Source organism: Winogradskyella sp. A3E31, from assembly GCF_046720935.1.
Taxonomy (GTDB): domain Bacteria; phylum Bacteroidota; class Bacteroidia; order Flavobacteriales; family Flavobacteriaceae; genus Winogradskyella.
This window is the reverse complement of sequence record NZ_JBHNWH010000003.1, coordinates 160,221-183,944: the sequence shown is the minus strand read 5'-3', so window position 1 is coordinate 183,944 and position 23,724 is coordinate 160,221. Positions and strand designations below refer to the sequence as shown.

The window sequence follows — 23,724 nt, the reverse complement described above, 5'->3', positions numbered from 1 at the left end:
ATGCTATACCAATCAATCAAAAAAACAATATTAGGAGTCCTCTTTATCGCAGCTATCTTCAGTTGCGATAATGGACCAACCTTACAGACGTATTACGTCGATAATGAGTTAAAACCAGGATTTAGTTCTTTGGATATCCCAACAAGTTTTTTGGATATTGAAGAAACAAGTCTCACTACAGAGCAGAAAGAAGCTTATAAAAGTGTTGATAAACTCAATATGCTCAGCTTTATTGTTAATGAAGATAATAGAGCAGAATACGAGGTAGAACTCGCTAAGGTCAAAACTATTTTTGAAGATCCTAAGTACGACGAACTGATGCGTGGTGGTAATTCTACTGACGGTCGTTTTGTGGTTAAGATAATAGGTGACCCAGACAGTTTAGATGAATTAATTCTTTTTGGAAATGCTAATGACAGAGGATTTGCTATCGTAAGGATTTTGGGTGATGATATGAATGCTGGTCATTTAGTACAATTGGCAATGTCCTTAAAAGATGCCAATTTTGAAGAAGGAAAAGTGAATGAGTTTATGGATTTTTTCCAGTAAAAAATAATGCCCCTTTTAAATATCTGACACGTATTTAAAATGTTAATAGAAATCGCTCAGAATTAATCTTCTGGGCGTTTTTTTGTTTCCTCCATAAATAGAATGTAAAGAAATCCTATTAAGAGCACTGCTGTACTTCCAAATAAAATGATTTTTACAATCACATAATCAAGGATGTCAAAAAGACCTGTAATAAAAAAGCCTGCAACGACTAGTATCGTTAATGCTCTAGCAACATTGTTTTTAGATAATCGAGGTAACATTATATCCCTGTATAATTACTTGGTGTAATAGCTTTGAGTTCAGTTTTAATAACATCAGAAACGTCTAGTGTTTCTATGAAGTCTGATATTGAAGCTTGGTTTATTGCGTCATTAGTACGTGTTAATCCTTTCAATGCCTCATAAGGATTTGGATAATTTTCACGTCTTAAAATGGTTTGTATAGCCTCAGCAACCACGGCCCAATTGTTTTCCAAATCTTGTTCAAATTTGGTTTTATTCAATAAGAGTTTGCCTAAACCTTTTAGGGTTGATTTAAAACCAATTATGGTATGTGCAAAAGGTACACCAACATTTCTCAACACCGTGCTGTCTGTTAAATCGCGTTGCAACCTCGAAATCGGTAATTTTGCCGACAGATGCTCAAACATAGCATTAGCCATACCCAAATTACCTTCACTATTTTCGAAATCTATTGGGTTTACTTTGTGTGGCATTGCTGAACTCCCTACTTCCCCTTTTTTAATTTTTTGCTTAAAGTAATCCATAGAGACATAGGTCCAGATATCGCGATCTAAATCTATAATGATTGTATTGATGCGTTTAAGTGTATCAAACAAAGCAGCCATGTGGTCGTAATGTTCAATTTGGGTGGTTGGGAAGGAATGATGCAACCCAAGTTTTTCTTGAACAAATCGAGTCCCAAATGCTTTCCAATCAATATTAGGATAAGCGACTTTATGAGCATTATAATTACCTGTGGCTCCACCAAACTTTGCGGCACTTGGTATATCATTTAAAAGATTGAACTGCTCTTTTAAGCGTGTTACAAAAACGTCAATTTCTTTGCCAAGTCGCGTAGGTGATGCAGGTTGACCATGTGTGCGAGCAAGCATCGGTATGTCTGCCCAATCTTTAGAAAGAGATTCTAGTTTCTTTAAAACTTCTAAATACTCAGGTACATAAACATCGTTCATTGCCTCTTTAATACTCAGAGGAATGGCCGTATTATTGATGTCTTGAGAAGTTAATCCGAAGTGGATGAATTCTTTAAAATCTGAAAGCCCTAAACCATCAAACTTTTCTTTTATAAAATATTCAACCGCTTTGACATCATGGTTGGTCACTTTCTCAATATCTTTTATAGCTGAAGCATCAACCGATGTAAAGTTCTTGTAGATGCTTCTTAAATCTTCAAACTGAGAAGATGGTACGTTTTCTAATTGCGGTAAAGGCAATTCACAAAGCGCAATAAAATATTCTACCTCAACCAAAACTCTATATTTTATAAGAGCTTCTTCAGAAAAGTAATTGCCTAAAGTTTCAACTTTAGATCTATAGCGACCATCTATTGGAGATATTGCCGTGAGTGGTGAGAATGTCATCTGTACCTAGATTTTTTGAAGCAGCAAAGATAGCAAAGTAAGTTATAAGATAATAGTTTTGAAGGTTGTAATGTGTCGTTATTTTGATTTTGAAAGCTTCTTTAAAATATGTCTTGCACGAGCCTTAAAAGCCGCACTCTGCGAAGTAAAATCACGTTCCAAAATAATTTTTAATTCAGGACGAACCCAATCAAACTCTTTTCCCAATAAAAATAGGGCATTCATGCTGTAGGCCTTTGGTGCGACTTTTATATCGTTAATCATCCAATCAAAACAGGCTTCAATAATTCGTTCTTTATGCACTTGTGTTAAATGAGATTTTACTTTGGAATCGTCTTTTCCATAATAGGCTGTCGCCAAAAGTTCACATATTTTAGCAACAGGCCGCATGGCAGGTTCTAGGTGGACTTTGGAAATGTTCTCAGTGAAATAATTTAAATGCGGAATGATTTCATCAAGCTTTTCGCTACACATAAACTCAAAAACCCAAGCTGCTCTGCAGGAAATTTTATCATCAACTTCAAACAGAATATCTAATAAAGGTTGAATTAATTCAGGATTGTCAATGACCAAGTTGGCATATTTCAATCGTTTTTCGCGCGAATGGTTTACGTAATTTAATTCGTTGTAAAGTTGGTCTTTTGTCAAAATGGAATGCACTTGTATATTCTAAAGGATAGCCTTGAAAGCCTAAATTTATCAATTTTTCGATAAAAAAATCACCTTAAAGAAATGTGATTTATTTTTATTTAGAATTTATCTAAATAATTTTTATTTCCAATGTTTCGTGTGTAATTTTACGGCTTCATATTAATTTATAAAGACACGGTAAAGCGTTTGAGTTTAAAGAAAGTTATTTTGTTTGCTTTTGTCATCATGGCCTTAGGTACTGTACTAGAATTGTATCTGCTAAATCATTATGAAGATAAATTACAGCTCATTCCGATACTTTGCATTGGCTTGGTTATTTTAACTGCAATACTTTTGGTCTTCTTGAGAACACCATTGGTCAAAGGTATATTTAAATTCATATTGGTAATTACGGCCTTAAGTGGTATTTATGGCAGTTATTTGCATCTTCTTGCCAATTATGAGTTTGAGCTTGAGATGACCCCAACCGCAAGTAATTTGGACCTACTTTCTGAAAGTCTTTCTGGTGCATTGCCTGCGCTAGCACCATTTAGTATGATAGTTTTAGCGTTAATAGGATATTCATATTTAATAATTATAAATCAAAAACAATGAAAACCATAACAAAGTTAATAGTAGCAATAGTCGTAGTAGGCACAAGCTTTACGTCTTGTAAAAATTCTTCAGAAGAAAATCAAGAAGCAAACAAGGTTGTTGAAACCACTGAGGAAGAAGTAAGTACAGAAGCCGAAACGATGGTGAATACGGTTTTGAATGCTAATCTAGCTACCGAAGCCGATCTCAATGGATTGGGACTTTCTTCTGAAATGATTTCCCAGATTTTAGAAAACAGGCCATTTCTTGACATGAAGGATTTAGATGCCATCCTTCAAGGTGTGAATAAAGAAGAACTTTACAAAAAAATGTTTGTTCCATTTAACTTGAATACCACAGCAGAAGCAGATTTTAAGATGATACCGGGTGTTGGTGACCGAATGGCACACGAGTTTGAAGAATATAGACCTTATACAAGCGTAAAACAATTTAAGAAAGAAATTGGTAAGTATGTAGATCAGAATCAGGTTGAGCACTATTTAAATTATGTTTTTGTTCCGGTGGAATTAAATACGGCTTCGGAGGAGGATATCAAAGCATTGCCTGGAGTTGGAAACCGTATGGCACACGAATTTGAAGAATACAGACCTTATACTAGTATGAGTCAATTTAGAAAAGAAATCGGAAAATATGTAGATGATAAAGAGCTCGCTCGTTTAGAACGTTTTGTTTACTTAAAAGATAAGTAAAATCAGAACATGTATCTAAATAGTAATCATAAGATTATAAATATTCATTTAAAAGGTTGTTATGTCTCATAGCAACCTTTTAATTATTGGCTTTGTTTGGCCAGAGCCAAGGAGTTCTGCTGCGGGGAGTCGTTTGTTGCAAATAATAGAACAATTTCAGAACCAAGGTTTTGATATCGTTTTTGCAACTGCTGCAAAACATTCTGATAATGCGTTCGACTTAGATTCTATTAGCGTCAAGGCTGAATCCATAAAACTTAATGATTCCTCATTCGATGACTTTGTAAAAAACCTAAATCCAGATGTTGTGGTATTTGATAGATTTATGGTCGAAGAACAATTCGGTTGGCGAGTTACTGAACAATGCCCAAATGCTATACGTATTCTAGATACTGAGGATTTTCATGGATTGCGAAAGGCTAGGGAAGAGGTAGTAAAAAAGAACAAGACACTAACTGTTGAAGACCTTTATAATGACACAACTAAACGAGAAATAGCGAGTATCTATCGATGTGATTTGAGTTTGATTATTTCAGAATTCGAAATGAATCTCCTTCAGGAAGACTTCAATATTGATCAAAAGCTGCTACACTATTTGCCGTTTTTGATGGATTCAGTGTCAGAAACATCCATTTTAAGTTTGCCAACGTTTGAAGAACGACACCATTTTATGACTATTGGTAACTTTTTACATCCACCAAATTGCGATGCTGTTCTTTATCTAAAAAACAATATATGGCCATTAATTAGAAAGCAATTACCAAATGCGGAATTACATATTTATGGGGCCTATGAGTCACAGAAAGTGAACCAACTAAATGATGAAAAAACGGGCTTTTTGATTAAAGGCTTCGCTGAAGATGTCAATACCGTTATGCAGAATGCTAAGGTTTGTTTGGCACCGTTGCGATTTGGTGCCGGACTTAAAGGAAAATTGATTGATGCCATGCAAAACGGAACCCCTTGTATAATGTCTTCAATAGCAGCAGAAGGTATGTTTGGTGATATCAATCCTTGTGGTTTTATTGAGGACAGCCCTGAGACTTTTGCACAAAAAGCAATTCAGTTATATAATCAACCAGATGTTTGGAAAGAAATGCAGCAGAATGGGTTTGAGACCATTTCAAAACGATTTGATAAGAAGAAATTTGAAACAGAATTCTCAAAAACGATGGAATACCTCCAGATAAATCTTAAGAATCAACGACTAAACAATTTTATGGGACAAGTATTAATGCACCATACATTACAGAGTATCAAATACATGAGTAAGTGGATTGAGGAAAAAAATCGTTAAACTATTTTTTTATTTCAAAATGTAAAGTATATTTGTCATTAAGTAAAAATAATTTTACTAATTATAAAATATATTTGACATGAATTTAAAAGAGATGCGAGAATGTGAACGCACCAAAATAGAGAAATGGTCTTCGTTTCAATTAGCAAATGCATGGAAATTAAGAGGAACGGTTATTTGCCTTTTAATATTTGGAACCATGATAGCATTAAAATTTACAGATAGTGAGCCACTGTGGTTGAAGGATGTTTTGCGTAAATGCTTACTGATTGGTCTGTTAATTGTGACTTTATCAAAGGAAAAGATTGAGGATGAAATGGTGACTACATTAAGATTTAAAGCTTACACTTTAGCATTTATTATGGCTGTTGTATACAGTTTAATTCAGCCACTTGCCGATTATGTAGTTAACAATTTTATTTTGGAAGCAAATAAGGATAATGATTTTAGCTATTTTCAAGTATTGTCATTTATGCTGATTATCCAAATTATGTTTTTTGAAATTTTAAAGCGGAATAGATAATGGAAAATACCATAAAAGTAGAGCGTGCCATCCATAGTCTTACACAAGAGGATTTAGCAAAGAAGATTGGGGTGTCACGTCAAACCATAAACTCTATAGAGGCAAACCGCTACGTACCATCAACGGTTTTAGCACTGAAGCTTTCAGAAATATTCAATAAGCCAGTCAATGATTTTTTTAAATTAAGCGATGATGATTAGCTTAGTAATGTCACTGGTTTATTTCGTTTTAACAATCCTTTTGGGCTAAGGTTTTTCTGGCTGTATTTTGGCATCTTCAACATCTTTCCAAGTATCCCAAATAGCATCTAAAAGCAATTTAAATTCGGTACTGTCCTTGCTTTTTTCTATCTGGTCGAATAGATCATGCATTTCACCTCTTAAATCAGAATACGCTTCAGTAAACTCACCCATATTAGACCAAGCTGCAGTATGAGACTTGAAGGCTTTGTGAAATTCTTCCGGACATTTTTCAAAATTCAATTTTTCAATCGCATTGACATATTGATTAATGGTATTACTCAATGACATAGATTCACAAGCATAATTTCTTACACTGCCTAGGGAATCATCTTGCTTTAAAATGTTCTCAATACAACGCTCTTTAACATGTAAGGTGTTAAGTGTATTTTTATTCGATTCTTTCTTTGAATGACCACAATTAAAAAGACCGAAACTTAGTATGGCAACAGTGATTTTTAAACGCATCTGATTAATTTTTTAATAGCGGGATTAGTTCTTCAATACCTTCTGTGGCAGATTTTGGAATTACTTTTATATTCTGAAGTTCTACAGAAGCAGGGCTTGGATCAATATAATACATCGGAATATTTGGTTTAGTATAATGAATAAGACTCGCAGCAGGGTATACCTGCATACTCGTTCCTATAATCACAAGAATATCTGCTGTGGCACAAATTTCAGCAGCTTTTTCTATCATGGGCACAGCTTCACCAAACCAAACAATATGTGGTCTCAATTGATGGCCACGATCACAAACATCACCTATATTGATGTCCTCAGTCCATTCTCTTACATCATCGAGATTAGCAGAACTTCTAATTTTACATAGTTCTCCATGCAGATGAATCACATTGGTGCTTCCTGCCCTTTCGTGAAGGTTATCAACATTTTGGGTAACAATACTTACGTTAAACTCTTTTTCGAGTTCGGCTAAAGCTTTGTGTGCTTTATTTGGTTCTACTTCTTTTAATTGACGACGACGTTGGTTGTAAAAATCCAAGACCAGTTCTGGGTTGGCTCTGAATCCTTCTGGGGAGGCAACTTTCATAACATCGTGGCCTTCCCACAAGCCATTACTATCCCTAAAAGTTTTTAGACCACTTTCGGCACTCATACCTGCACCAGTCAATACAACAATATGCTTCATTTTTAAAGGTTAATGTGCTTTAAAGCTAAATTAAGGTGCTCCATTGAAATAGAATCAATTTTTATAGTAAAAGAGCAAAACATAGTATAAAAATATAAGTATTATGATTCGAATCAAAAAAACATATTTATGAAAATTGCAATCAAATCAATTCTTTTAAGCTTTCTACTTATTGTGGCTACGGGTTGTAGCTCTGATGACGATGCTACCGATATGGGACCATCTCCTTCAGGTGAAAATCAGACTTACCAATTAAGTTCGGTCTCTGATCCAAGTATTTCGGGTACAGTAACGTTTATTGCTAATACTGATAATTCAACAACCATTGAATTACAATTGAATGGAACTACAGCTGGTGGCATGCATCCAGCACATATCCATTTTAATACAGCCGCCGAAGGTGGAGACATTGCTTTAACCTTAGGAACTGTTGATGGCTCTACAGGGTTTAGTACTGTAACGACTACAATGTTAGATAATAGCACAACTATTTCTTATGAACAGCTCTTAGAGTTTGACGGTTATGTTAATGTCCATGCTAGTTCTGATGATCTATCGACTTTAGTTGCACAAGGCGACATTGGGCAAAATGAACTAAATGGTGAAGCAAAAGTATATGCCTTAGGGTCAGTAGATGTTGAAGGTGTCGATGGTACAGCGACTTTTGAAGAGCGTGTAAACGGTGAAGTATTGGCAACATTAGCCTTAAATAACACACCAGATGGTGGAATGCACCCAGCTCACATACATGCAAATACTGCTGCTGAGGGTGGTGATATTGAAGTGACGTTTAATTCAGTTAACGGAACAACAGGAATGAGTAAAACCAATATAACTACAGTTACTTATGAAGCTATATTAGACTATGATGGCTATATCAACGTACATTTAAGTGCTGATAACCTATCCACGTTAGTTGCTCAAGGTGACATTGGACAAAATGAATTAACAGGTGAGACAACTGTATATGCACTAGCTACTGTTGATGTTCCCGGTATTGATGGTTCAGTTACTTTTGAAGAACGTGTTAACGGGGAGGCATTGGCAACAATTTCACTAGTTGGTACTACAGATGGTGCAAGTCACCCTGCGCATATTCATGCTGGTAGTGTTGCAACTGCACCAGGTGCTATACTATTTACATTTAATTCTGTAGATGGTACATCTGGAGAAAGTAAAACCAACGTATCAGCATTGGATGACTCTACAGCGTTTGGGTATAGTGATGTGTTGGCAGTTGATGGCTACGTTAATGTACATCTTAGTGTTGATGACCTAGCAACATTAGTTGCTCAAGGAAACATAGGAATTAACTAAACAATTCCGCTTATAAACTAAGAGAGAAACCTGACCGTTTGGTCAGGTTTCTTTATTTTTAACCAATGCAAGATTTAAAACTATTAGAACATTTAGAATCTTACTTAACCGAGCGACGTAAGGATAGGTTTCATAAAGTATTAGCCCAACGTACAAAGCACTTCACCGTAGCGACGGAAGATGTTTATCAGCTGCACAATACAAGCGCAGTGATTCGTTCTTGTGATGTTTTTGGTATACAGGAAGTGAACGTTGTTGAGGAGATAAATTCGAAGCGGATAGATCGTGAAATTGCCATGGGAGCTCAAAAATGGGTAGATTTAAACCGCTTTAATACCACAAAAGCATGCATTAAGTCATTAAAATCTCAAGGTTATCAAATTGTAGCAACGACACCTCATGCGGAGGATTGTGAGTTGTATGATTTTGATATTACTCCAAAGTCGTGCTTTTTCTTTGGTAGGGAAACTGAAGGATTGTCCCAAGACGTGTTAGACAATGCCGATTGTTTTTTAAAGATACCAATGGTAGGTTTTACTGAGAGCTTAAACATTTCGGTTTCCGCAGCTATTATTTTACAACATGTCACCTCAAAATTAAAGAAGAGCAAAGTTTCTTGGCGATTATCAGAGGCTGAAATCATTAAAAAACGATTCGACTGGATTAAAAAAACGATTAAAAATTATGATGCTATTGTAACACGTTACCAATCAGAGCAAGAAATTTCGTAAATTTAATTTCTAACTCTTTATTCAAAGAAATTATGATAGCATGGTTTGAAATTCCGGTCAATGATATGAAACGGGCAATAGCGTTTTATGAAAAGGTGTTCAAAATTGAGATTAAAGAAGTCGATTTTGGTGGTCTATTAATGGGATGGTTTCCGCATAGTGAAAATGCTAATGGAGCCTCAGGTACCTTGATTAAGCAAGAATCTTATGTTCCTAGTCAAGAAGGAACTTTGGTTTATTTTATGTCCGACGATGTCTCAATAGAATTAGGTAGAGTAGAAGCAGCGGGTGGCAAACTCTATTTAGAAAAAACCAAGATATCTGACGAGCATGGCTTTATGGGTGTTTTTATTGATTCTGAAGGGAATAGAATAGCATTGCATTCTAATCAGTAAGACACAGTTAAGCCTTACTTCCTAGCGTTTCGGTTAAGCACTTTGTACTCTTCATAACACTCACTAATAGCATCCAATATTTGAAGATCATTGGCTGTACGTATAAAATCACGTGAGTAGTTACATTGATTCACGATTTCATCTAGGTCATACTTATCGACTTGTAGTAACACGGTCAACATTTCGCGATCATAACGATTGGCAAGTGTATTTCTGATCTCATCGTCTTGCTTCATCTGCTTTAGCTTCCGCATTTCGTTCGGTTTTTTTCCAAACATATTGTAGAGGAAGTCAGCAGGATTAAAAATAGCACCTAACACTTTATTAACCACATTTCTATCACCGGCTTCATAGCCTTGATTAGGTAAGCCTGAAATTCTAAATCTGTTATTGGATGTTACAGGAACTTGTGCCATATCGACTTCTAAATAACCCGTCAATTTCAACTGATTCACAACAACTTCTTCTAACGCCAACGCCAATTCGGTCATTTCAATTTCGGTATTCCCAAATTTTAACCAGTCATTTGTGACTCTCACTTTGATGGATTTATAGCCTAAGTAAGATAAATGTAATGTGTCATTAGCTTTTGCTCTAATTTCAAAATCACCCTCATTGTTGGTAGTCGTCCCAATAACTTGATTGATGTTAACGATGTTAACGTCAACTAAAGGGCCATTAGTCGTAGTGCTAATAATTTTTCCTTTAACCGTAGTGGGATCTTGATTTTGTGCATTAGTATCCTGTGCATAAAGATGCATGCCGAATAGGGTACATAAAACAAGTAAAAAGGCTTTCATAGCGTATTGGATAATTCAAAGGTACTAAACAAAACGAACTTCATAGTGTTTATGTTATTCTTTGACGTAATATTAACAAGAAAGTTGTATTAATACAGCTATTATATTATATTAAAGTTTGATTCAAATTCAAAATGAAAGTCGCTGTCACATTCCTTTTAATATTTTTTAGTGGAATTATCCATGGACAAAAGGAATTCACTAATTGGTATTTTGGATTTAGGGCTGGTATAGATTTTGATTCTGAGAATCCATCTGTCAAATTTGATGGACTTATGAGTAACGGTTCTGCACCTGCAAGTATATCAGATAAAAATGGAAGTCTTCTGTTTTATACAAATGGTCAACGAATTTGGAATAAAAACCATCAAGTAATGCCAAATGGAGAAGGGCTAATAGGTAACCTTCTTGCTCGCCAAACACTAATAGTACCTCTGCCAGATAGTGATTATAAATATTATGTATTTATGTCCTCAAGTGATGAGTTTAGTAGTTCTAGTAGTTTTTATTACAGTATTATTGATATGAGTCTTAATGGGGGAGATGGAGATGTTTTAACTAAAAATATTTTGGTTACAGATATACCTATTGGTTTAAAAATGGCAGCAGTACAACATGCAAATAATATTGACTTTTGGATAGTTACGCACGGTGTTGGTAATGCTAATTTTTATTCTTTTTTGTTAACACCAAATGGTCTAGTTGCAAATCCAGTTGTTTCTGATGTAGGTAGCATCCATGTTACTGGTGATACAGTTGTGCATGGCAATTATGAAACAATGAAAATTTCTCATGATGCCAATAAAATTGCTGTAATATCTAAAACTAGCCTTCAAGGGTTTAATACATTCGTTGAAGTTTTTGATTTTAATCACCTTACAGGTATTGTCAGTGGTAATGGTATTAAGATTGACGGTATTTTCAATGATTCTCCAATAAGTGATTCAAATGGCGGGGCCAGAGATATAGAGTTTTCTCCTAATAATGAGCTTTTATATGTTTCTTGTGTAAATTCTTTTGTTAGTATAGAAGGAAATCGTTTTCCAAGTTCGGTATATCAATTCGATTTAAGACTTGAAAATGAAGAGGACATAATTACAAATCGTTCTCAACTATATATTGGAAGAGACTATGTAGGCCCTATGCAAAAAGGCGAAAATGATAAAATATACATTTGTACCATAAGACCAGAATTGAGTGTTATTAATAATCCTAATGGACTAGGTAATGAAAGTGATTATGAGCATAGGGATTTTTCAATCGCAAATGGCCCTTCTGATCCAAGATATACGATAGCATTACCTCAAGATATTAGGCAGTTTTTCTATTTAAATATTCTTGATGAACCTATATGCTTAGGAGCCGAATACTTATTTAGCTTGGAGACGAGTGACCCTTTATTGTCTGTAGAATGGGATTTCGGAGATGGCTTTACGTCATCCGAATTAGAACCAACACACCAATATCAACAGCCTGGAACTTATACAGTAACAGCAAATGTTGAATACCAATATGGCAATGTTATTCGTGAAATTGAAATTATCGCAGATTCGACATTAAACTTTAATGAAGAAATTACTGTCTGTGATGATGCAATTTCAGATGGTATAACGCTTTTTAATTTCGAAGATATCACTGGAATGATCTTAAATGGTCAAACCTGTGGAGAAGTCACATACCATTTTAGTGAAAATGAAGCAGTTTCAAATGTTAATGCATTATCTGATAATTTTGAAAATAATGTTAATCCACAAACTCTATATATTAGGATAACAGATGAAGACGATCCAAATAATTTTTTAACTGCACCAATTACATTATTTGTAGAGTCCTTCCCTGTTTTAACAACATCCGAATTAATTTTCTGCCCTGATGAACAAGGACAATATATAGAAACTGTAGAAATTTATAACCTTTTTGAAGGTAATTTAGACTGTGTTGCCATTAGTATTTATAATGACGCATCAGATGCTGAACACCAAGTCAACCCAATAAATGATTTAGTGTTAATTGAAGCTCCTATAACTGATGTTTTCATTCGCATGGAAAGTAGGGTTCTTCCTGGTTCTTATATTATAGAACACTTAAGACTGAAGACTATTGATAGAGACTTAGGTTTACAAGATTCCTATTATTTGTGCGATAATGAGGGTGAACTTACTGTTGGGACTACTAATGAATACGATTCGTATTTATGGTCTAATGAGGGTACAGGTTCTGAAACTGTAATTACGGATACAGGAAGCTATAATCTAAAAATTACTATCGATACTTTCCATGGACAATGTAACATTACGAAGAACTTCACAGTACTTTCATCGGGATTGCCAATGGAAGTTAATCTAGATATTGTTGATTTATCAACAAATAATTCTATTGAAATATCAGCTACTGGTAAAGGTTCTTATGAATACTCTCTAGACGGAATACACTACCAAGACAATCCATATTTTAATGAATTATATAATTCAGAGTACATTATTTATATTCGTGATAAAAATGGTTGTGGTGTTTATACACTTGATGCTTTTTTATTAGTTCAACCAAAGTTTTTTACTCCAAATGGTGATGGTTCTAATGATTTTTGGCAAATAAAAGCAGCCGCAAACGAGCCTGATTTAAAGGTTCAAATTTTTGATAGATATGGTAAATCTATCACAAGTTTTATGGGCTCTTCATTAGGATGGGATGGTACAATTAATGGACTAGATCTTCCAACAAATGATTACTGGTTTCGGATTCATAGACCAAGTAATGGTAAAGTTTATACAGGTCATTTTACTTTAAAGAGGTGAAAAAAAAACTAAACCCAACACATAATGCGTTGGGTTTAGTTTTAAGGTTTTAATATTATCTACGTGAACGTCTCGGTCTATCCGCGTAAGGGCTAGTGCTCTCACTTTTTGAACGACGACCTCTAGAACCGTCAGAATCGTTACCTGAACGTCTTCTGCTACTTCTATTGCCACTATCGGAAGCATCACTTCTGCGATTAGATCTGCGTTTGCCTTTAAAGTTATTGTCATCACTACGTCTTCCAGAGCGTCTTTTACCACCTCCTTTACGACCTCCACCGCCGCCGCGGTTTTCGCTCACTTCAACGTTAACAAAACGACCGTCGTGTTTAAAGTCTGTAAAAAAGGCCAACACCTTTTCTTTTAATTCGTTTTCGGTATTAAAGAATGAAAAGCTTTCTTTGACATCCACTTTAAATACATCATCACGTCCTAAGCTCAATTGTTCTTTCAAGAAATCTTTCAGTTTCATCCAGTCGAAACCATCTTTTTTACCCACATTTATAAAGTAACGGGTGTCGTTAGATGATTTGCTGTAGTCGCGCCCCGATGCATCCTCAGCTCTGCCCTCAATAGTCTTTAAGTCTTGTGACTTTTCGTAATACTTAAAAAAGCGGTTAAATTCTACAGAAAAGAACTTTTTAATTAAATCGTCCTTGGAAGTGTCTTCAAAAAGTTCATTGATACTATCCAGGTATTTGTCTATTTCGTTACCTGTTTCTGTATTGTGGATTTTGTTCGCCAGAGACATCAATTGCACTTCGCAAATTGCCATTCCTGAAGGAATTTCTTTCTTTTCGAATTGTTTTTTAATGATACGCTCTATACTTTTAATCTTGCGTAATTCACTTTTAGAAACGATAACCATTGATATTCCAGTCTTTCCTGCACGACCTGTACGACCAGATCTATGTGTGTAAATTTCAGGTTCATCAGGTAATTGATAATTGATAACATGCGTAATATCATCAACATCTATACCACGAGCAGCAACATCTGTTGCTACCAACATCTGTATTTGCTTATTTCTAAAGGATTTCATCACCAAATCACGCTGATTCTGGCTTAAATCACCATGTAATGCTCCTGCGCTATACCCATCTTCAATTAGCTTTTCAGCTACTTTCTGAGTATCGCGTTTAGTACGACAAAAAATCACTGAAAATATATCTGGATTGGCATCCGCTAAACGCTTTAGAGCATTATAACGGTCACGAGCGTTGACCAAATAGTATTCGTGAGACACTTGGTCTGTACTTTCATTTTTATTACCTACCGTAATTTCAATAGGATTGTACATAAATTTCTTGGCAATAGTCGAGACCTCTTTTGGCATCGTCGCAGAAAATAACCACGTACTTTTTTCATCTGGTGTGTGCGATAAAATATCAGTGATATCCTCATAGAATCCCATATTTAGCATTTCATCGGCCTCATCGAGGACACTGAATTGAATCTTGCTAATATCTACAAGCTTACGGCTAATCATATCCTTCATACGACCAGGAGTGGCCACAACAATTTGTGCTCCGCGTTTTACATCGCGAGCCTGCTCTGTGATACTTGCACCACCGTAAATAGCGACGACGTTAAGCCCTTTACAGTACTTACCGTAGTTTTTAAGCTCGTTGGTGATTTGTAGACACAGCTCTCTGGTTGGTGATAAAATTAAACCCTGAGTTGTGCGACTGTTAATGTCAATTTTTTGAAGCATCGGAAACCCAAAGGCAGCAGTTTTACCAGTACCGGTCTGTGCTAAGGCGACGAGGTCGCGTTCTTCGTTTAATAATTGTGGAATTGCTTTAGCTTGTACATCACTAGGGGTTTCAAAACCCATATCCGTAATAGCATGCAAAAGGTCTTCATTAAGACCCAAGTCTTTGAATGTGTTCATTCTTGTTTAAGTATTCGATTATGTTATGCAGTGTTACATAAGAAGGGAATCGACATACTTAAACCTAAACTTCTTGTAACACATCCTCACCCTGAGGAGTAAATAAGAAAATCAGTCGTCTGATTTTCAAAGGCGCAAATGTACGCTATTTAATTGGATATACAATTTATGCCTTTTACTTATACATTATCAATTTTTGTTAGTTACAACAGCTCTTGTTTCTAAATTGTATTCGTCACCAGATTTTAACCAATAATACTCTCTACTTCCTTTGGGTAAATTGTAAATAGTGTCTCGCTCCTTAGACCAACGAGTTCCGTCATATATGGCGACATAAGACTTGCCAATGACTTTAAATGTATTTTTCTTTACAATAATAGCAGTGCTTTCATCTATCCCTATACCCAAAAGCTCGGGTTTATTATCTAATATCTCAAACATATCATTCTGACGATTCCTTGCTAATACATGTTGGTCAATGGCTATATTTTTTATAAAACTTAAGCCCTCCTCATGGTCTCCCATCATTATAAGGTTAGTTTTAGAATCTCCTCTTGCTAAATATGATCCTTGTATTGTTGCACCGGCTGAAGAACCACCGATAACACCTCCGCGCTCAAGAACTCTTTTTAGAGCATCATGTGTTTTAGTATTTAGATAAGAATCTGCATAGCGCCATTGTCTTCCACCTGTGAACCAAACTCCTGCTGCATTAGCTAAAATATTAGTAAAAGCTTCGGAATTTGCTTCGCTTCTATCTCTAGTGTGCAAAACAGTTACATTAGTAAAACCTTTATCTAAAAACGATTTTTTATATTCTTCTAAGAACGTTTTACTGTAGTTCTCACTAGAAATTGCTGTTGGTGATACAACCAAATGCTTATCAGCACCTCCCATAAGTTTTTTAAATTCATCCCAAAGTTCTTCACTCATGCTACCTCCACCAACTATAAAGAGGGCTCCATTTTCTGGACCAGTTGTAACTATGTTTTTGTTGCTTTGTGAGAATCCATTATTTACTGTCAATAAAATGAGTAATACTAGTAATACTTTTACGGTGCTATTTCTTTTCATGAATTAAGATTTCGATTCTTTTATTGTGTCATTAACTATTAAAAGTACAATTAATTTACTTAGTGTTGATATGGCAATTAAGACCACAGATTAATTAGTTTCTAAATTGATGTTTAAAGTATTTTGGTATTGAATTTTAGTGTTTTTTGATTTTAAAATTTGTGTATTCAAATAACAACGAAGATAATTAGTATATTGAACATGATTAAACATTTGATTGTAGTATAATAGTATGGCCGACTCTTTTTTTGAAAAATTAAAAAAGCGAAGAATTTGGAAAACTTTTGTTGCATATCCTGCAGCGTCTTTTGTTATACTACAGGCCGTAGATTTCTTTATTACAAAATATGGACTCAATCCTAAAGCCTTAACATTTACCTTAATTGCCTTAGTAGGTGGTTTTATTATAGCACTCTTATGGAATTGGCTGCATGGGGAAGTGGGTCACCAAAACTATACTAAAAAGGAATCTGTGTCTTACATCGTAATTGGGGTTTTAACTTTAGCGACTGCTTTTTATTTTAGTAATAACGCGAATGTTGACTCTATTGCTTTTAATAACATAGACTCCGAAAAGGATTATCGCTTGGCAGTGTTACCTTTTGAAAGTATCGCTGGAGATGCTTCTATGGATTATTTATCCCAAGGCATACCCGAGATATTATAAACCGATTGTCACAGAATACAAGTATGCAATTGGTATCTAAAGCGTCATCTTTTTTACTATCTAAAGATGAACAGAACCCAAATAATGTGCGCAGGAGTTTAAAGGCAAATATTATGTTGACAGGTAGGATCAATAGATTAGATGATAACCTCATTGTAAATTGTCAGCTTATAGACACCGAATCTAATGCCCAGATCTGGGGGGAAAAGGTGACTTTAAAAACGGGCGATATTTTAAAAATTGAAGAGCAGATCGTTTCCTCGCTATTAGCGTCTTTACCAAAGCGTTTTAAAAAAGAAGAACTCTCCTCCAAATCGTGGAGTGATAATTCTGAAGCACAAGCCCATTATATGAAAGGTAGAGCACTAAGCTATGGTTCTACTCAGGAAGAAACAGAATTAGCGCTCAATCACTTTAGAGAGGCTATTAAAATTGATAAAGACTTTGTAGCCGCTTATGTAGCTATTGCTAATGAGAAGCAAGTGCAAGCAATGTTCGCTACAGATACTAGGGCAGATATATTTAATGAGGCACGTTTAGCAGTACAGACGGCGTTAAGACTAGATCCTAATTATGCGGAAGCCTATACGGTAGATGCTATGATAAAATTTTACCAGGATAGGGATTGGGATGCTGCAGAAGCATCTTATAAAAAGGCCATTACCTTAGACCCAAACAATGCAAATGCATTAATTAGATACTCTTTCTTTTTAGCGACATTAAAACGCTATGATGAAGCCATTACTATGGCTGAAAAAGCTGTGGTTATTGACCCAATATCTATCTCCAGTTTACATAATTTAGGATGGGCAAATTTATTAGACGAAAATTATGAAGAAGCTGAAAAGGCCTTCTCTGATGCTTTAGAAATTCATCCTAATTGGATTTGGGGCTACGTCAAAAGAAGCTATACCCATATGTATAGGAACCAGTGCGATTTAGCTGATAAAGACCTTAATAAAGCACGTAATTTAATAGGAGATTGGGGTAGTGAACTGCTCGAATCCTGCTTTATTTTTGTTTATGACAATTGTGAAATAACCGAAAAAAAGAATAAAGCCATAGAGCGTTATTTAACTCGGGTTACTGAAAGCAATTATGGAGACCCAATTGCCATGGGTCTTGTATATAATGCTAAACGCGACTTTGATGAAAGTATACGCTGGCATCAAATAGGTCTAGATGAAGAAACCAATAGTTTTTACATGTTTACTTTAGACTATGTCTACCCCAAAGAAATTCTCCTAGACCCTCGATTTAAGCAAATGAAACGGGACCTTAACTTACCTCAATAGAAATTTTTAAGAGATTATAATGACCTTAAAATTTGCACAATCCTTTTAAGGTTTGCTCATTGGTTACATATTGTTGTGCTTCGTTATTTTTTTAATTCTAATTCTACAATGGATATTATATTATTAACAAAATGAAACATTTTCTCTTGTCTTTCTAACCTGTTCTTTTCCATCATTAGCCTCGAGGATAATAAACCAAAAAATTTCTTATTATTCTTTAATGCATTTATTGCGGCATTGATATTCTTCTCCTTTTCTGCGGCATCTTTAAAAATTGACAACCCTAAATCGCTCCGAGTGTTATCATATAAAAAATTGAATGCATATTCGCTTTGTTCCAAGGTAAGTTCATTCAATAAGTCCATACTATATTCGTGATCTTCAAAGCCACTTTTCAATTCTGCATCAAATTTGGCTAAATCACGTTTTAATTCCTTATTGCCTATTAATTCTATATTGCCAGTGCTAACCATTGCGTCATAAGTTCCTGTAACAGGTTCTGCTCGCCACCAAGACAAAGCTCCAAATCCAACAAAAGCGGCAATTGAATCTTTCTTTTCTAATAATCTACTAGTCTCGTATAAGAATAATAATCGTTTGCCGTAAGAGAAAGCTGTATTTTGAAGACCAATAGTTTCTTTTAATCTAGATTTTGTTTCTGAAAAGTCTATTAATAGTCCTTTTAATAATTCTTTTTCTGTTAATTTATCCTTTCGTTGTTCATTCCAATTGTTTATTTGTAGAGCGAGTAGAATACCAATGACAACTAAAATAATTTCTCCAATAGCATATTTGAGATATCTACTAGTTTTATTTTTTTCCATAAGATTGTATCTAATTTGTCGGAAGAATTTAAACATTTAGTGTTGGTTCGGTTAAAATAATAGACCCATTTTTCGAATTGAAAAGATACTAAAAAACATTATGAAGAGTTAAAGGAGACTGATTTTCAATTAAATGTTGTGTTGCTATATAAGTTAGTAACCCTTTTAACCTTCATGATTTTTTTTATAGACCTAGTCATATTTTAGTAACTTTTGTCACTAACTAAAAAAAGTGATAAATCTAATACGTGCAACAGCCAATTTTTGAAGATATTCTTAAAAACAATACTTAGCACTTCTCAATACCGTACAATCTTATTCTCTTTTTTATAGGCTAGCCAAATTTTTAGCAGTGCATTATAGATATCTAGATGTTCAGTTTTTACGTCTATACTTTCAGACGGATCATTAACAATGTTGTAGAGTTCAAATTTAGAGTCGTTCCATGCTTCTCCTGGATTAACAAGCTTCCAATTTCCTTGGCGTACCAATACATGGTGATGGTGTTCCATGATATAAGTGTCGGTATTAGAATGTATTTGTTTAGTATCACTACTAAGCATGTCTAAAGCCGATTTGCCTTTGAGTGGGTAGATGGTATTTCCATTATAGGTTTCAGGATAATCAGCAGTTGCGACTTCGTAAAAAGTCGGTGCCAAATCCGTAAGTGTTATTTTTTCTTTATTGATACTTCCTTTATTTTTGACATTGGGATGGCGAATAATTAACGGGGTTCTGACTCCGCCCTCATACATATACTGTTTAAAATAGCGAAATGGTGCAGAGCCAGCTTCTGCCCATTGAGGTCCATAAGACACAAATGAGTCTGGCGCTCCCATGTTTTCATAACTATTATCATAATTAGCTTGAAGAAATTCTGCAAAAGGTCCAGATTCGTAGAAATCACGATAGGCAGCACCATTATCACTCATAAAAACAATAAGGGTATTGTTGTAAGTTCCATTGTCCTTGAGCTGTTGTATGAGTCTCCCAATATTGGCATCTAAATTCTCGAGCATACCGGCGTAAAGTGCCATTTTTCGGATTTCTATTTTTTGTTCTTTTGGGCTTAGTGAATCCCATGCTTTTACGTCAGGATGGAGTGGAGGCAGAGGGTGATTTTCGTCTATAAGGCCTTTAGCTTTTAAAGCGTTTAATCGACGCTTGCGCAATACTTCGTAGCCTTCAACATAGTTGGCTTCGTATTTTTTCCAATATTCTGGTGCCACTTGAAGCGGCCAATGTGGAGAGGTGTATGCAGCAAATGCGAAAAAGGGTTTATCGTTATCACCTTCTTTTATAAAATTAATAAGGTAATCGGTGTACAAATCTGTGGAATATTCATCTTTTGGCCAATCAACGACTTCGCCATTTAGCGCGTAAGTTGAAGGCCGATCTGGTGCTTCAAACCCAACATTATTGTGATGGTTGCCTGCACCTTGATACATTATAAATGATTTATCGAATCCTTTGCGCTCTGCCAAATCCTCTTCTCGTGACCCTAAATGCCACTTACCCACCATATAAGTTTGGTAATTTACTGTTTTTAAAACCTGAGGAATGGTTACTACTCGTTTACTTAAACGGCCTTCATAACCCCATTGTTCATCATTTCTGTGAAATTGTGAACCAACACCAGCAACATGATTATCTGTACCTGTAATTAAAGCTGCTCTGGTTGGGGCGCAACTAGGTGCGGAATAAAAATTACTAAAACGCACTCCTTCGGCTGCTAGCGCATCAATATTTGGGGTGAGAATATCACTGCCAAAACAGCCTAAATCTGCATAGCCCATGTCGTCCGCTACAATGAGCAGAATGTTTGGTTTGTTTACATTTTGAGGCGGTGTATTGCTTTTTTGAAATGCATAGGATTGTGTTAAAATCAGAAATAGAATAAAACTAATATTTATAAGTCTTTGTTTCAAAATTGTATAACTGCTTTTAAAAATTCTTGAATCGTCTCTGAAGAACCTAAAGGTACTCTTAAGAGTCGCACTCCAATGAGTAAAAATCCTATAATTGTGGCTTGGTGTTTCCATTTTCCGAATTTGGCGATAAATAGAATAAAAAGAGGAATATAAATCAGTTCAGAAGCGATAAACACATACATGGGTTTAAAGTTTTCAGGGCTCATGACCTTTCTAAGAAATACAATCATGCCACGCCCTAAGGCTGGCATCATCATGTAAAATAAACTACAGATTAACCACCAGGCATGCTCGTGCAGATTTTTTCGATGAATTATACTTTTACATACAGCATAAATAAAAGCCATCATTAACAAAAACTCTACGATTATAGTCCCATAATAGAATGCTTCTGGCGGTCCTGGTCTATTGGGATCAGCATTTGCTAATATTCTTAAAGGAATATCTAAAAGACTGAATCCAGTAAAAATAACACCACCTGCGAGTAAAAAACCAAAAATACCCAAAGTTCGATGTTGAGGAATTTTTCCATTTACCGCTAAATATGGTTGAATGATAACTAAAATATACCAAAAGGTGACTAGCCAATAGTGGAAGTGTATTTCCCAAGTGACGTTCGTAAATTTTGGCCAGTAATAATTGAAAATTCCAACTTGAATAATGACTAATGGAACAATTAGCCACAAATGCAGTTTCTTATAACGTTCCATTGATAAATTTACTGGTTAGTGTACACTAAGGTAGCTAAAAAAGCTATATGTTGTATTTTATTAAAAAGCTAATTAACTGTTTTATAGCCTTCCCCCGATGACCAATCTTATTTTTTTCTTCTAAAGAAATTTCTGCAAAGGTTTTATTGTAACCCTCTGCTTTAAAAATTGGATCGTAGCCAAAGCCTTTATCTCCGTGTTTTTCTTTTGTGATTTCTCCTTCGCAGATTCCAGTAAATGTATGTAACTCTCCATTAATCTGAAGTGCAATAACAGTTTTAAATTGGGCAGCTCGGTTTGGTTTGTCTTTTAGTTTCTCTAAAAGCTTGTCCATATTGTCTTCTGCATTTCGTTGAGGTCCTGCATAGTGAGCAGAATCCACTCCTGGTTCCCCGTTAAGTGCTGAGACTTCCAAACCTGTATCATCAGCAAAGCAATCATAGCCATACTTGGTTTTGATATGATTGGCTTTCTGCTTTGCATTGCCTTCAATAGTACCTGTGGTTTCGGGGATGTCCTCTTCACAACCAATGTCCTTTAGTGATAATAATTGGATATGCTTTGGCACTAAACTTTGAACTTCCTTAAGTTTATTAGAATTGTTTGTGGCGAATACGAGTTTCATTAATTGATGTTGTATTTTATTTCGAGTTAAAAATAAAGAAAAAAGCGACCCTAAGAGGTCGCTTTTCATTAATCTAATTTTATAGAAATCACAATCTATAATCTTGTATAATCCGTTTCAGTTTCAATTTTAAATCTTCACCAGAATCAAATACCATTTGTTCATTGGTAGGATAAGGAATGGCTCTATTTCTAATGAGGTCTAAATCCTCTCTAGACAATGCTCGTTTGTCACCCCTAAATCTTGCAAAAAAGTTCTCGAACACAAAACCACTATCAATAGGGAAACTTTCTATGACCTCTTGATTCTTAAGATCGGAAAACACAACTCTGGCGACTATTTGTGATGACTTTTCCTGAATAGTTTCAAACAAACGTGCTCTAACTCTAATAATCTTATCTTCTTTGATATCATTACCTAAACTGTCTTTCATCACATTGCCATTAGCATCAAGCTTGTATTGCCAACCATCCTTAATATCTCGCTCTCTAACAAACTCACGTTCTCTCAGTCGCTCAGGTGAGATGTTAATTTGAGCAAGTTGCAATTGCATGGCATAATCGTAGTCATTTTTTGGGTCTGGATTGCCATGGTATGCCATCCAGAATTGATCTAAACCATAAGTATTAAAGTCCAACAAGGCAGCTTCCAGACGTCGAGGGATAACTTGCCGTGTCTGATTTTCAATCGACACAGCAATATGGACAGTACCACGCTCATGCGCTTCTTGCATTAATTCGCGTGTGTCTTCATAATTAGGGTTGATACGCTCTATGTAAGCTAGTTGATGATAGGCTTCTCTAATGAGTGCTTTATCATCCGTTTCTAAAAGATCAAGGCTTGTTTCATATTTAAAGTTGGAAACATCCTCTCGTGCTGCTAATATACTAGGTGTGTAATCGACAAATTTAAATTTAATCTCTCGCCCATTATAAACCAATGGTAAAATAGGTCTTACTGCATTTTGGCGTTCATCCAAGGCTAAATACGTTTCGTAAATACGTTGATAGAACTCGGGATTTTTTGCTGCTCTTAAGTTTTTAATAGCTTCTAAGTCGCGTGTATTTGCTTTTACGTACGCATCTTTTAAAAGCACTTTAAATTCTTGATTACGCTTTGCCTCTTTATTCGCTTGAAGACGTTTTAGGGCATCGTAAATGGCTTCATTATAATTACCAGAGTTAAGGGCTCTTGCGACTTGTTTTTTACCACTGCAAGACACGGCAATTACGAATATTACTGCTAAAAGTGTAATTTTTTTCATAATAGTAGGTTTTAGTTATAATTGGTAAATTTCAATTATAATGCCAAAAATGAATTATTGACTTTGGCTAAAGTCTAAAAATAATTGACAATAACAAAAAAAGC

Annotated in this window: 25 protein-coding genes; 12 read left to right on the top strand and 13 right to left on the bottom strand. The window is 35.2% G+C overall.

Annotated elements, in window-relative coordinates:
• The gene (locus ACFEMA_RS05305) at window positions 1–549 is read left to right on the top strand and encodes a DUF4252 domain-containing protein (RefSeq protein ID WP_411767005.1); all 549 of its coding nucleotides are present in this window, start codon (window positions 1–3) and stop codon (window positions 547–549) included.
• A 62-nt stretch (window positions 550–611) separates the two neighbouring features.
• Here the strand turns inward: ACFEMA_RS05305 and ACFEMA_RS05300 are convergent, their stop codons facing one another.
• The 3 genes from ACFEMA_RS05300 to ACFEMA_RS05290 all read right to left on the bottom strand — a co-directional run bounded on the left by ACFEMA_RS05300 (window position 612) and on the right by ACFEMA_RS05290 (window position 2,803).
• Window positions 612–812 (bottom strand): hypothetical protein, encoded by a 201-nt coding sequence (locus ACFEMA_RS05300; RefSeq protein ID WP_411767004.1) that lies wholly within the window; start codon window positions 810–812, stop codon window positions 612–614.
• Window positions 812–2,155 carry an adenylosuccinate lyase gene (purB, locus tag ACFEMA_RS05295; RefSeq protein ID WP_411767003.1) on the bottom strand — a complete coding sequence of 448 codons (1,344 nt, stop codon included), beginning with the start codon at window positions 2,153–2,155 and terminating at the stop codon, window positions 812–814. Before purB ends, ACFEMA_RS05300 begins: the two co-directional genes overlap by 1 nt.
• A gap of 78 nt (window positions 2,156–2,233) precedes the next feature.
• On the bottom strand, window positions 2,234–2,803 hold the full coding sequence (locus ACFEMA_RS05290; protein ID WP_411767002.1) for an adenylosuccinate lyase: 570 nt from the start codon (window positions 2,801–2,803) through the stop codon (window positions 2,234–2,236).
• A gap of 189 nt (window positions 2,804–2,992) precedes the next feature.
• Between ACFEMA_RS05290 and ACFEMA_RS05285 the strand changes: the two genes are divergently transcribed.
• The 5 genes from ACFEMA_RS05285 to ACFEMA_RS05265 all read left to right on the top strand — a co-directional run bounded on the left by ACFEMA_RS05285 (window position 2,993) and on the right by ACFEMA_RS05265 (window position 6,109).
• Window positions 2,993–3,400 (top strand): hypothetical protein, encoded by a 408-nt coding sequence (locus ACFEMA_RS05285; RefSeq protein WP_411767001.1) that lies wholly within the window; start codon window positions 2,993–2,995, stop codon window positions 3,398–3,400.
• Window positions 3,397–4,089, top strand: coding sequence for a helix-hairpin-helix domain-containing protein (locus ACFEMA_RS05280; protein ID WP_411767000.1), 693 nt, complete (start codon window positions 3,397–3,399; stop codon window positions 4,087–4,089). The genes ACFEMA_RS05285 and ACFEMA_RS05280 overlap by 4 nt, the downstream gene beginning before the upstream one ends.
• A 61-nt stretch (window positions 4,090–4,150) precedes the next feature.
• Window positions 4,151–5,386 (top strand): glycosyltransferase family 4 protein, encoded by a 1,236-nt coding sequence (locus tag ACFEMA_RS05275; protein WP_411766999.1) that lies wholly within the window; start codon window positions 4,151–4,153, stop codon window positions 5,384–5,386.
• A gap of 79 nt (window positions 5,387–5,465) precedes the next feature.
• On the top strand, window positions 5,466–5,909 hold the full coding sequence (locus ACFEMA_RS05270) for a hypothetical protein (protein WP_411766997.1): 444 nt from the start codon (window positions 5,466–5,468) through the stop codon (window positions 5,907–5,909).
• Window positions 5,909–6,109, top strand: coding sequence for a helix-turn-helix transcriptional regulator (locus tag ACFEMA_RS05265; RefSeq protein WP_411766996.1), 201 nt, complete (start codon window positions 5,909–5,911; stop codon window positions 6,107–6,109). The genes ACFEMA_RS05270 and ACFEMA_RS05265 overlap by 1 nt, the downstream gene beginning before the upstream one ends.
• Window positions 6,110–6,154: 45 nt before the next feature.
• Here ACFEMA_RS05265 and ACFEMA_RS05260 read toward each other — a convergent pair whose 3' ends face one another.
• The gene (locus tag ACFEMA_RS05260) at window positions 6,155–6,616 is read right to left on the bottom strand and encodes a hypothetical protein (protein WP_411766995.1); all 462 of its coding nucleotides are present in this window, start codon (window positions 6,614–6,616) and stop codon (window positions 6,155–6,157) included.
• Window positions 6,617–6,620: 4 nt separating this feature from the next.
• Window positions 6,621–7,298 (bottom strand): SIR2 family NAD-dependent protein deacylase, encoded by a 678-nt coding sequence (locus ACFEMA_RS05255; RefSeq protein WP_411766994.1) that lies wholly within the window; start codon window positions 7,296–7,298, stop codon window positions 6,621–6,623.
• A gap of 129 nt (window positions 7,299–7,427) precedes the next feature.
• Between ACFEMA_RS05255 and ACFEMA_RS05250 the strand changes: the two genes are divergently transcribed.
• From ACFEMA_RS05250 to ACFEMA_RS05240, 3 genes are all read left to right on the top strand, one after another.
• Entirely contained in the window at window positions 7,428–8,615 is a 1,188-nt protein-coding gene (locus tag ACFEMA_RS05250; RefSeq protein ID WP_411766993.1) for a hypothetical protein, read from the top strand.
• Between the two features lie 65 nt (window positions 8,616–8,680).
• Window positions 8,681–9,346 (top strand): TrmH family RNA methyltransferase, encoded by a 666-nt coding sequence (locus ACFEMA_RS05245; RefSeq protein ID WP_411766992.1) that lies wholly within the window; start codon window positions 8,681–8,683, stop codon window positions 9,344–9,346.
• Between the two features lie 32 nt (window positions 9,347–9,378).
• Entirely contained in the window at window positions 9,379–9,741 is a 363-nt protein-coding gene (locus ACFEMA_RS05240) for a VOC family protein (protein WP_411766991.1), read from the top strand.
• A gap of 14 nt (window positions 9,742–9,755) precedes the next feature.
• On the opposite strand, the gene ACFEMA_RS05235 is transcribed toward ACFEMA_RS05240, so the two are convergent.
• Complete coding sequence (locus ACFEMA_RS05235) at window positions 9,756–10,541, bottom strand: carboxypeptidase-like regulatory domain-containing protein (RefSeq protein WP_411766990.1); 786 nt, start codon at window positions 10,539–10,541, stop codon at window positions 9,756–9,758.
• A 134-nt stretch (window positions 10,542–10,675) separates the two neighbouring features.
• Between ACFEMA_RS05235 and ACFEMA_RS05230 the strand changes: the two genes are divergently transcribed.
• Window positions 10,676–13,336: a T9SS type B sorting domain-containing protein gene (locus ACFEMA_RS05230; RefSeq protein WP_411766989.1), complete on the top strand. Its 2,661-nt coding sequence runs from the start codon at window positions 10,676–10,678 to the stop codon at window positions 13,334–13,336.
• A gap of 55 nt (window positions 13,337–13,391) precedes the next feature.
• Here ACFEMA_RS05230 and ACFEMA_RS05225 read toward each other — a convergent pair whose 3' ends face one another.
• Window positions 13,392–15,230, bottom strand: coding sequence for a DEAD/DEAH box helicase (locus tag ACFEMA_RS05225; protein WP_411766988.1), 1,839 nt, complete (start codon window positions 15,228–15,230; stop codon window positions 13,392–13,394).
• A 189-nt stretch (window positions 15,231–15,419) separates the two neighbouring features.
• Entirely contained in the window at window positions 15,420–16,304 is an 885-nt protein-coding gene (locus tag ACFEMA_RS05220) for a cyanophycinase (protein WP_411766987.1), read from the bottom strand.
• Between the two features lie 232 nt (window positions 16,305–16,536).
• On the opposite strand from ACFEMA_RS05220, the gene ACFEMA_RS05215 reads away from it, so the two are divergent.
• Both ACFEMA_RS05215 and ACFEMA_RS05210 read left to right on the top strand, forming a co-directional pair.
• Window positions 16,537–16,971 (top strand): hypothetical protein, encoded by a 435-nt coding sequence (locus tag ACFEMA_RS05215; RefSeq protein WP_411766986.1) that lies wholly within the window; start codon window positions 16,537–16,539, stop codon window positions 16,969–16,971.
• Between the two features lie 5 nt (window positions 16,972–16,976).
• A complete protein-coding gene (locus tag ACFEMA_RS05210; RefSeq protein WP_411766985.1) occupies window positions 16,977–18,266 on the top strand; it encodes a tetratricopeptide repeat protein in 1,290 nt (429 codons plus the stop codon).
• An 83-nt stretch (window positions 18,267–18,349) separates the two neighbouring features.
• On the opposite strand, the gene ACFEMA_RS05205 is transcribed toward ACFEMA_RS05210, so the two are convergent.
• From ACFEMA_RS05205 to ACFEMA_RS05185, 5 genes are all read right to left on the bottom strand, one after another.
• Window positions 18,350–19,090: a DUF6090 family protein gene (locus ACFEMA_RS05205; protein ID WP_411766984.1), complete on the bottom strand. Its 741-nt coding sequence runs from the start codon at window positions 19,088–19,090 to the stop codon at window positions 18,350–18,352.
• 299 nt (window positions 19,091–19,389) lie between these two features.
• Window positions 19,390–21,018 carry an arylsulfatase gene (locus ACFEMA_RS05200; protein ID WP_411766983.1) on the bottom strand — a complete coding sequence of 543 codons (1,629 nt, stop codon included), beginning with the start codon at window positions 21,016–21,018 and terminating at the stop codon, window positions 19,390–19,392.
• Window positions 21,015–21,731, bottom strand: a complete 717-nt coding sequence (locus tag ACFEMA_RS05195; protein ID WP_411766982.1) for a hypothetical protein — start codon at window positions 21,729–21,731, stop codon at window positions 21,015–21,017. The genes ACFEMA_RS05200 and ACFEMA_RS05195 overlap by 4 nt, the downstream gene beginning before the upstream one ends.
• Window positions 21,732–21,774: 43 nt before the next feature.
• Complete coding sequence (locus ACFEMA_RS05190) at window positions 21,775–22,356, bottom strand: non-canonical purine NTP diphosphatase (protein WP_411766981.1); 582 nt, start codon at window positions 22,354–22,356, stop codon at window positions 21,775–21,777.
• 88 nt (window positions 22,357–22,444) lie between these two features.
• Complete coding sequence (locus tag ACFEMA_RS05185; RefSeq protein ID WP_411766980.1) at window positions 22,445–23,620, bottom strand: hypothetical protein; 1,176 nt, start codon at window positions 23,618–23,620, stop codon at window positions 22,445–22,447.
• Between the last annotated feature and the right edge of the window lie 104 nt (window positions 23,621–23,724).

Bases quoted from the DNA above. Each gene is read 5' to 3' on its own strand.
- ACFEMA_RS05195 (WP_411766982.1), bottom strand. From the start codon at position 21,731: ATGGAACGTTATAAGAAACTGCATTTGTGGCTAATTGTTCCATTAGTC.
- ACFEMA_RS05275 (WP_411766999.1), top strand. From the start codon at position 4,151: ATGTCTCATAGCAACCTTTTAATTATTGGCTTTGTTTGGCCAGAGCCA.
- ACFEMA_RS05265 (WP_411766996.1), top strand. From the start codon at position 5,909: ATGGAAAATACCATAAAAGTAGAGCGTGCCATCCATAGTCTTACACAA.
- ACFEMA_RS05240 (WP_411766991.1), top strand. From the start codon at position 9,379: ATGATAGCATGGTTTGAAATTCCGGTCAATGATATGAAACGGGCAATA.
- ACFEMA_RS05235 (WP_411766990.1), bottom strand. From the start codon at position 10,541: ATGAAAGCCTTTTTACTTGTTTTATGTACCCTATTCGGCATGCATCTT.
- ACFEMA_RS05190 (WP_411766981.1), bottom strand. From the start codon at position 22,356: ATGAAACTCGTATTCGCCACAAACAATTCTAATAAACTTAAGGAAGTT.
- ACFEMA_RS05185 (WP_411766980.1), bottom strand. From the start codon at position 23,620: ATGAAAAAAATTACACTTTTAGCAGTAATATTCGTAATTGCCGTGTCT.
- ACFEMA_RS05215 (WP_411766986.1), top strand. From the start codon at position 16,537: ATGGCCGACTCTTTTTTTGAAAAATTAAAAAAGCGAAGAATTTGGAAA.
- ACFEMA_RS05260 (WP_411766995.1), bottom strand. From the start codon at position 6,616: ATGCGTTTAAAAATCACTGTTGCCATACTAAGTTTCGGTCTTTTTAAT.
- ACFEMA_RS05250 (WP_411766993.1), top strand. From the start codon at position 7,428: ATGAAAATTGCAATCAAATCAATTCTTTTAAGCTTTCTACTTATTGTG.
- ACFEMA_RS05205 (WP_411766984.1), bottom strand. From the start codon at position 19,090: ATGGAAAAAAATAAAACTAGTAGATATCTCAAATATGCTATTGGAGAA.
- ACFEMA_RS05245 (WP_411766992.1), top strand. From the start codon at position 8,681: ATGCAAGATTTAAAACTATTAGAACATTTAGAATCTTACTTAACCGAG.
- ACFEMA_RS05225 (WP_411766988.1), bottom strand. From the start codon at position 15,230: ATGAACACATTCAAAGACTTGGGTCTTAATGAAGACCTTTTGCATGCT.
- ACFEMA_RS05305 (WP_411767005.1), top strand. From the start codon at position 1: ATGCTATACCAATCAATCAAAAAAACAATATTAGGAGTCCTCTTTATC.
- purB (WP_411767003.1), bottom strand. From the start codon at position 2,155: ATGACATTCTCACCACTCACGGCAATATCTCCAATAGATGGTCGCTAT.
- ACFEMA_RS05300 (WP_411767004.1), bottom strand. From the start codon at position 812: ATGTTACCTCGATTATCTAAAAACAATGTTGCTAGAGCATTAACGATA.
- ACFEMA_RS05255 (WP_411766994.1), bottom strand. From the start codon at position 7,298: ATGAAGCATATTGTTGTATTGACTGGTGCAGGTATGAGTGCCGAAAGT.
- ACFEMA_RS05220 (WP_411766987.1), bottom strand. From the start codon at position 16,304: ATGAAAAGAAATAGCACCGTAAAAGTATTACTAGTATTACTCATTTTA.
- ACFEMA_RS05280 (WP_411767000.1), top strand. From the start codon at position 3,397: ATGAAAACCATAACAAAGTTAATAGTAGCAATAGTCGTAGTAGGCACA.
- ACFEMA_RS05230 (WP_411766989.1), top strand. From the start codon at position 10,676: ATGAAAGTCGCTGTCACATTCCTTTTAATATTTTTTAGTGGAATTATC.
- ACFEMA_RS05270 (WP_411766997.1), top strand. From the start codon at position 5,466: ATGAATTTAAAAGAGATGCGAGAATGTGAACGCACCAAAATAGAGAAA.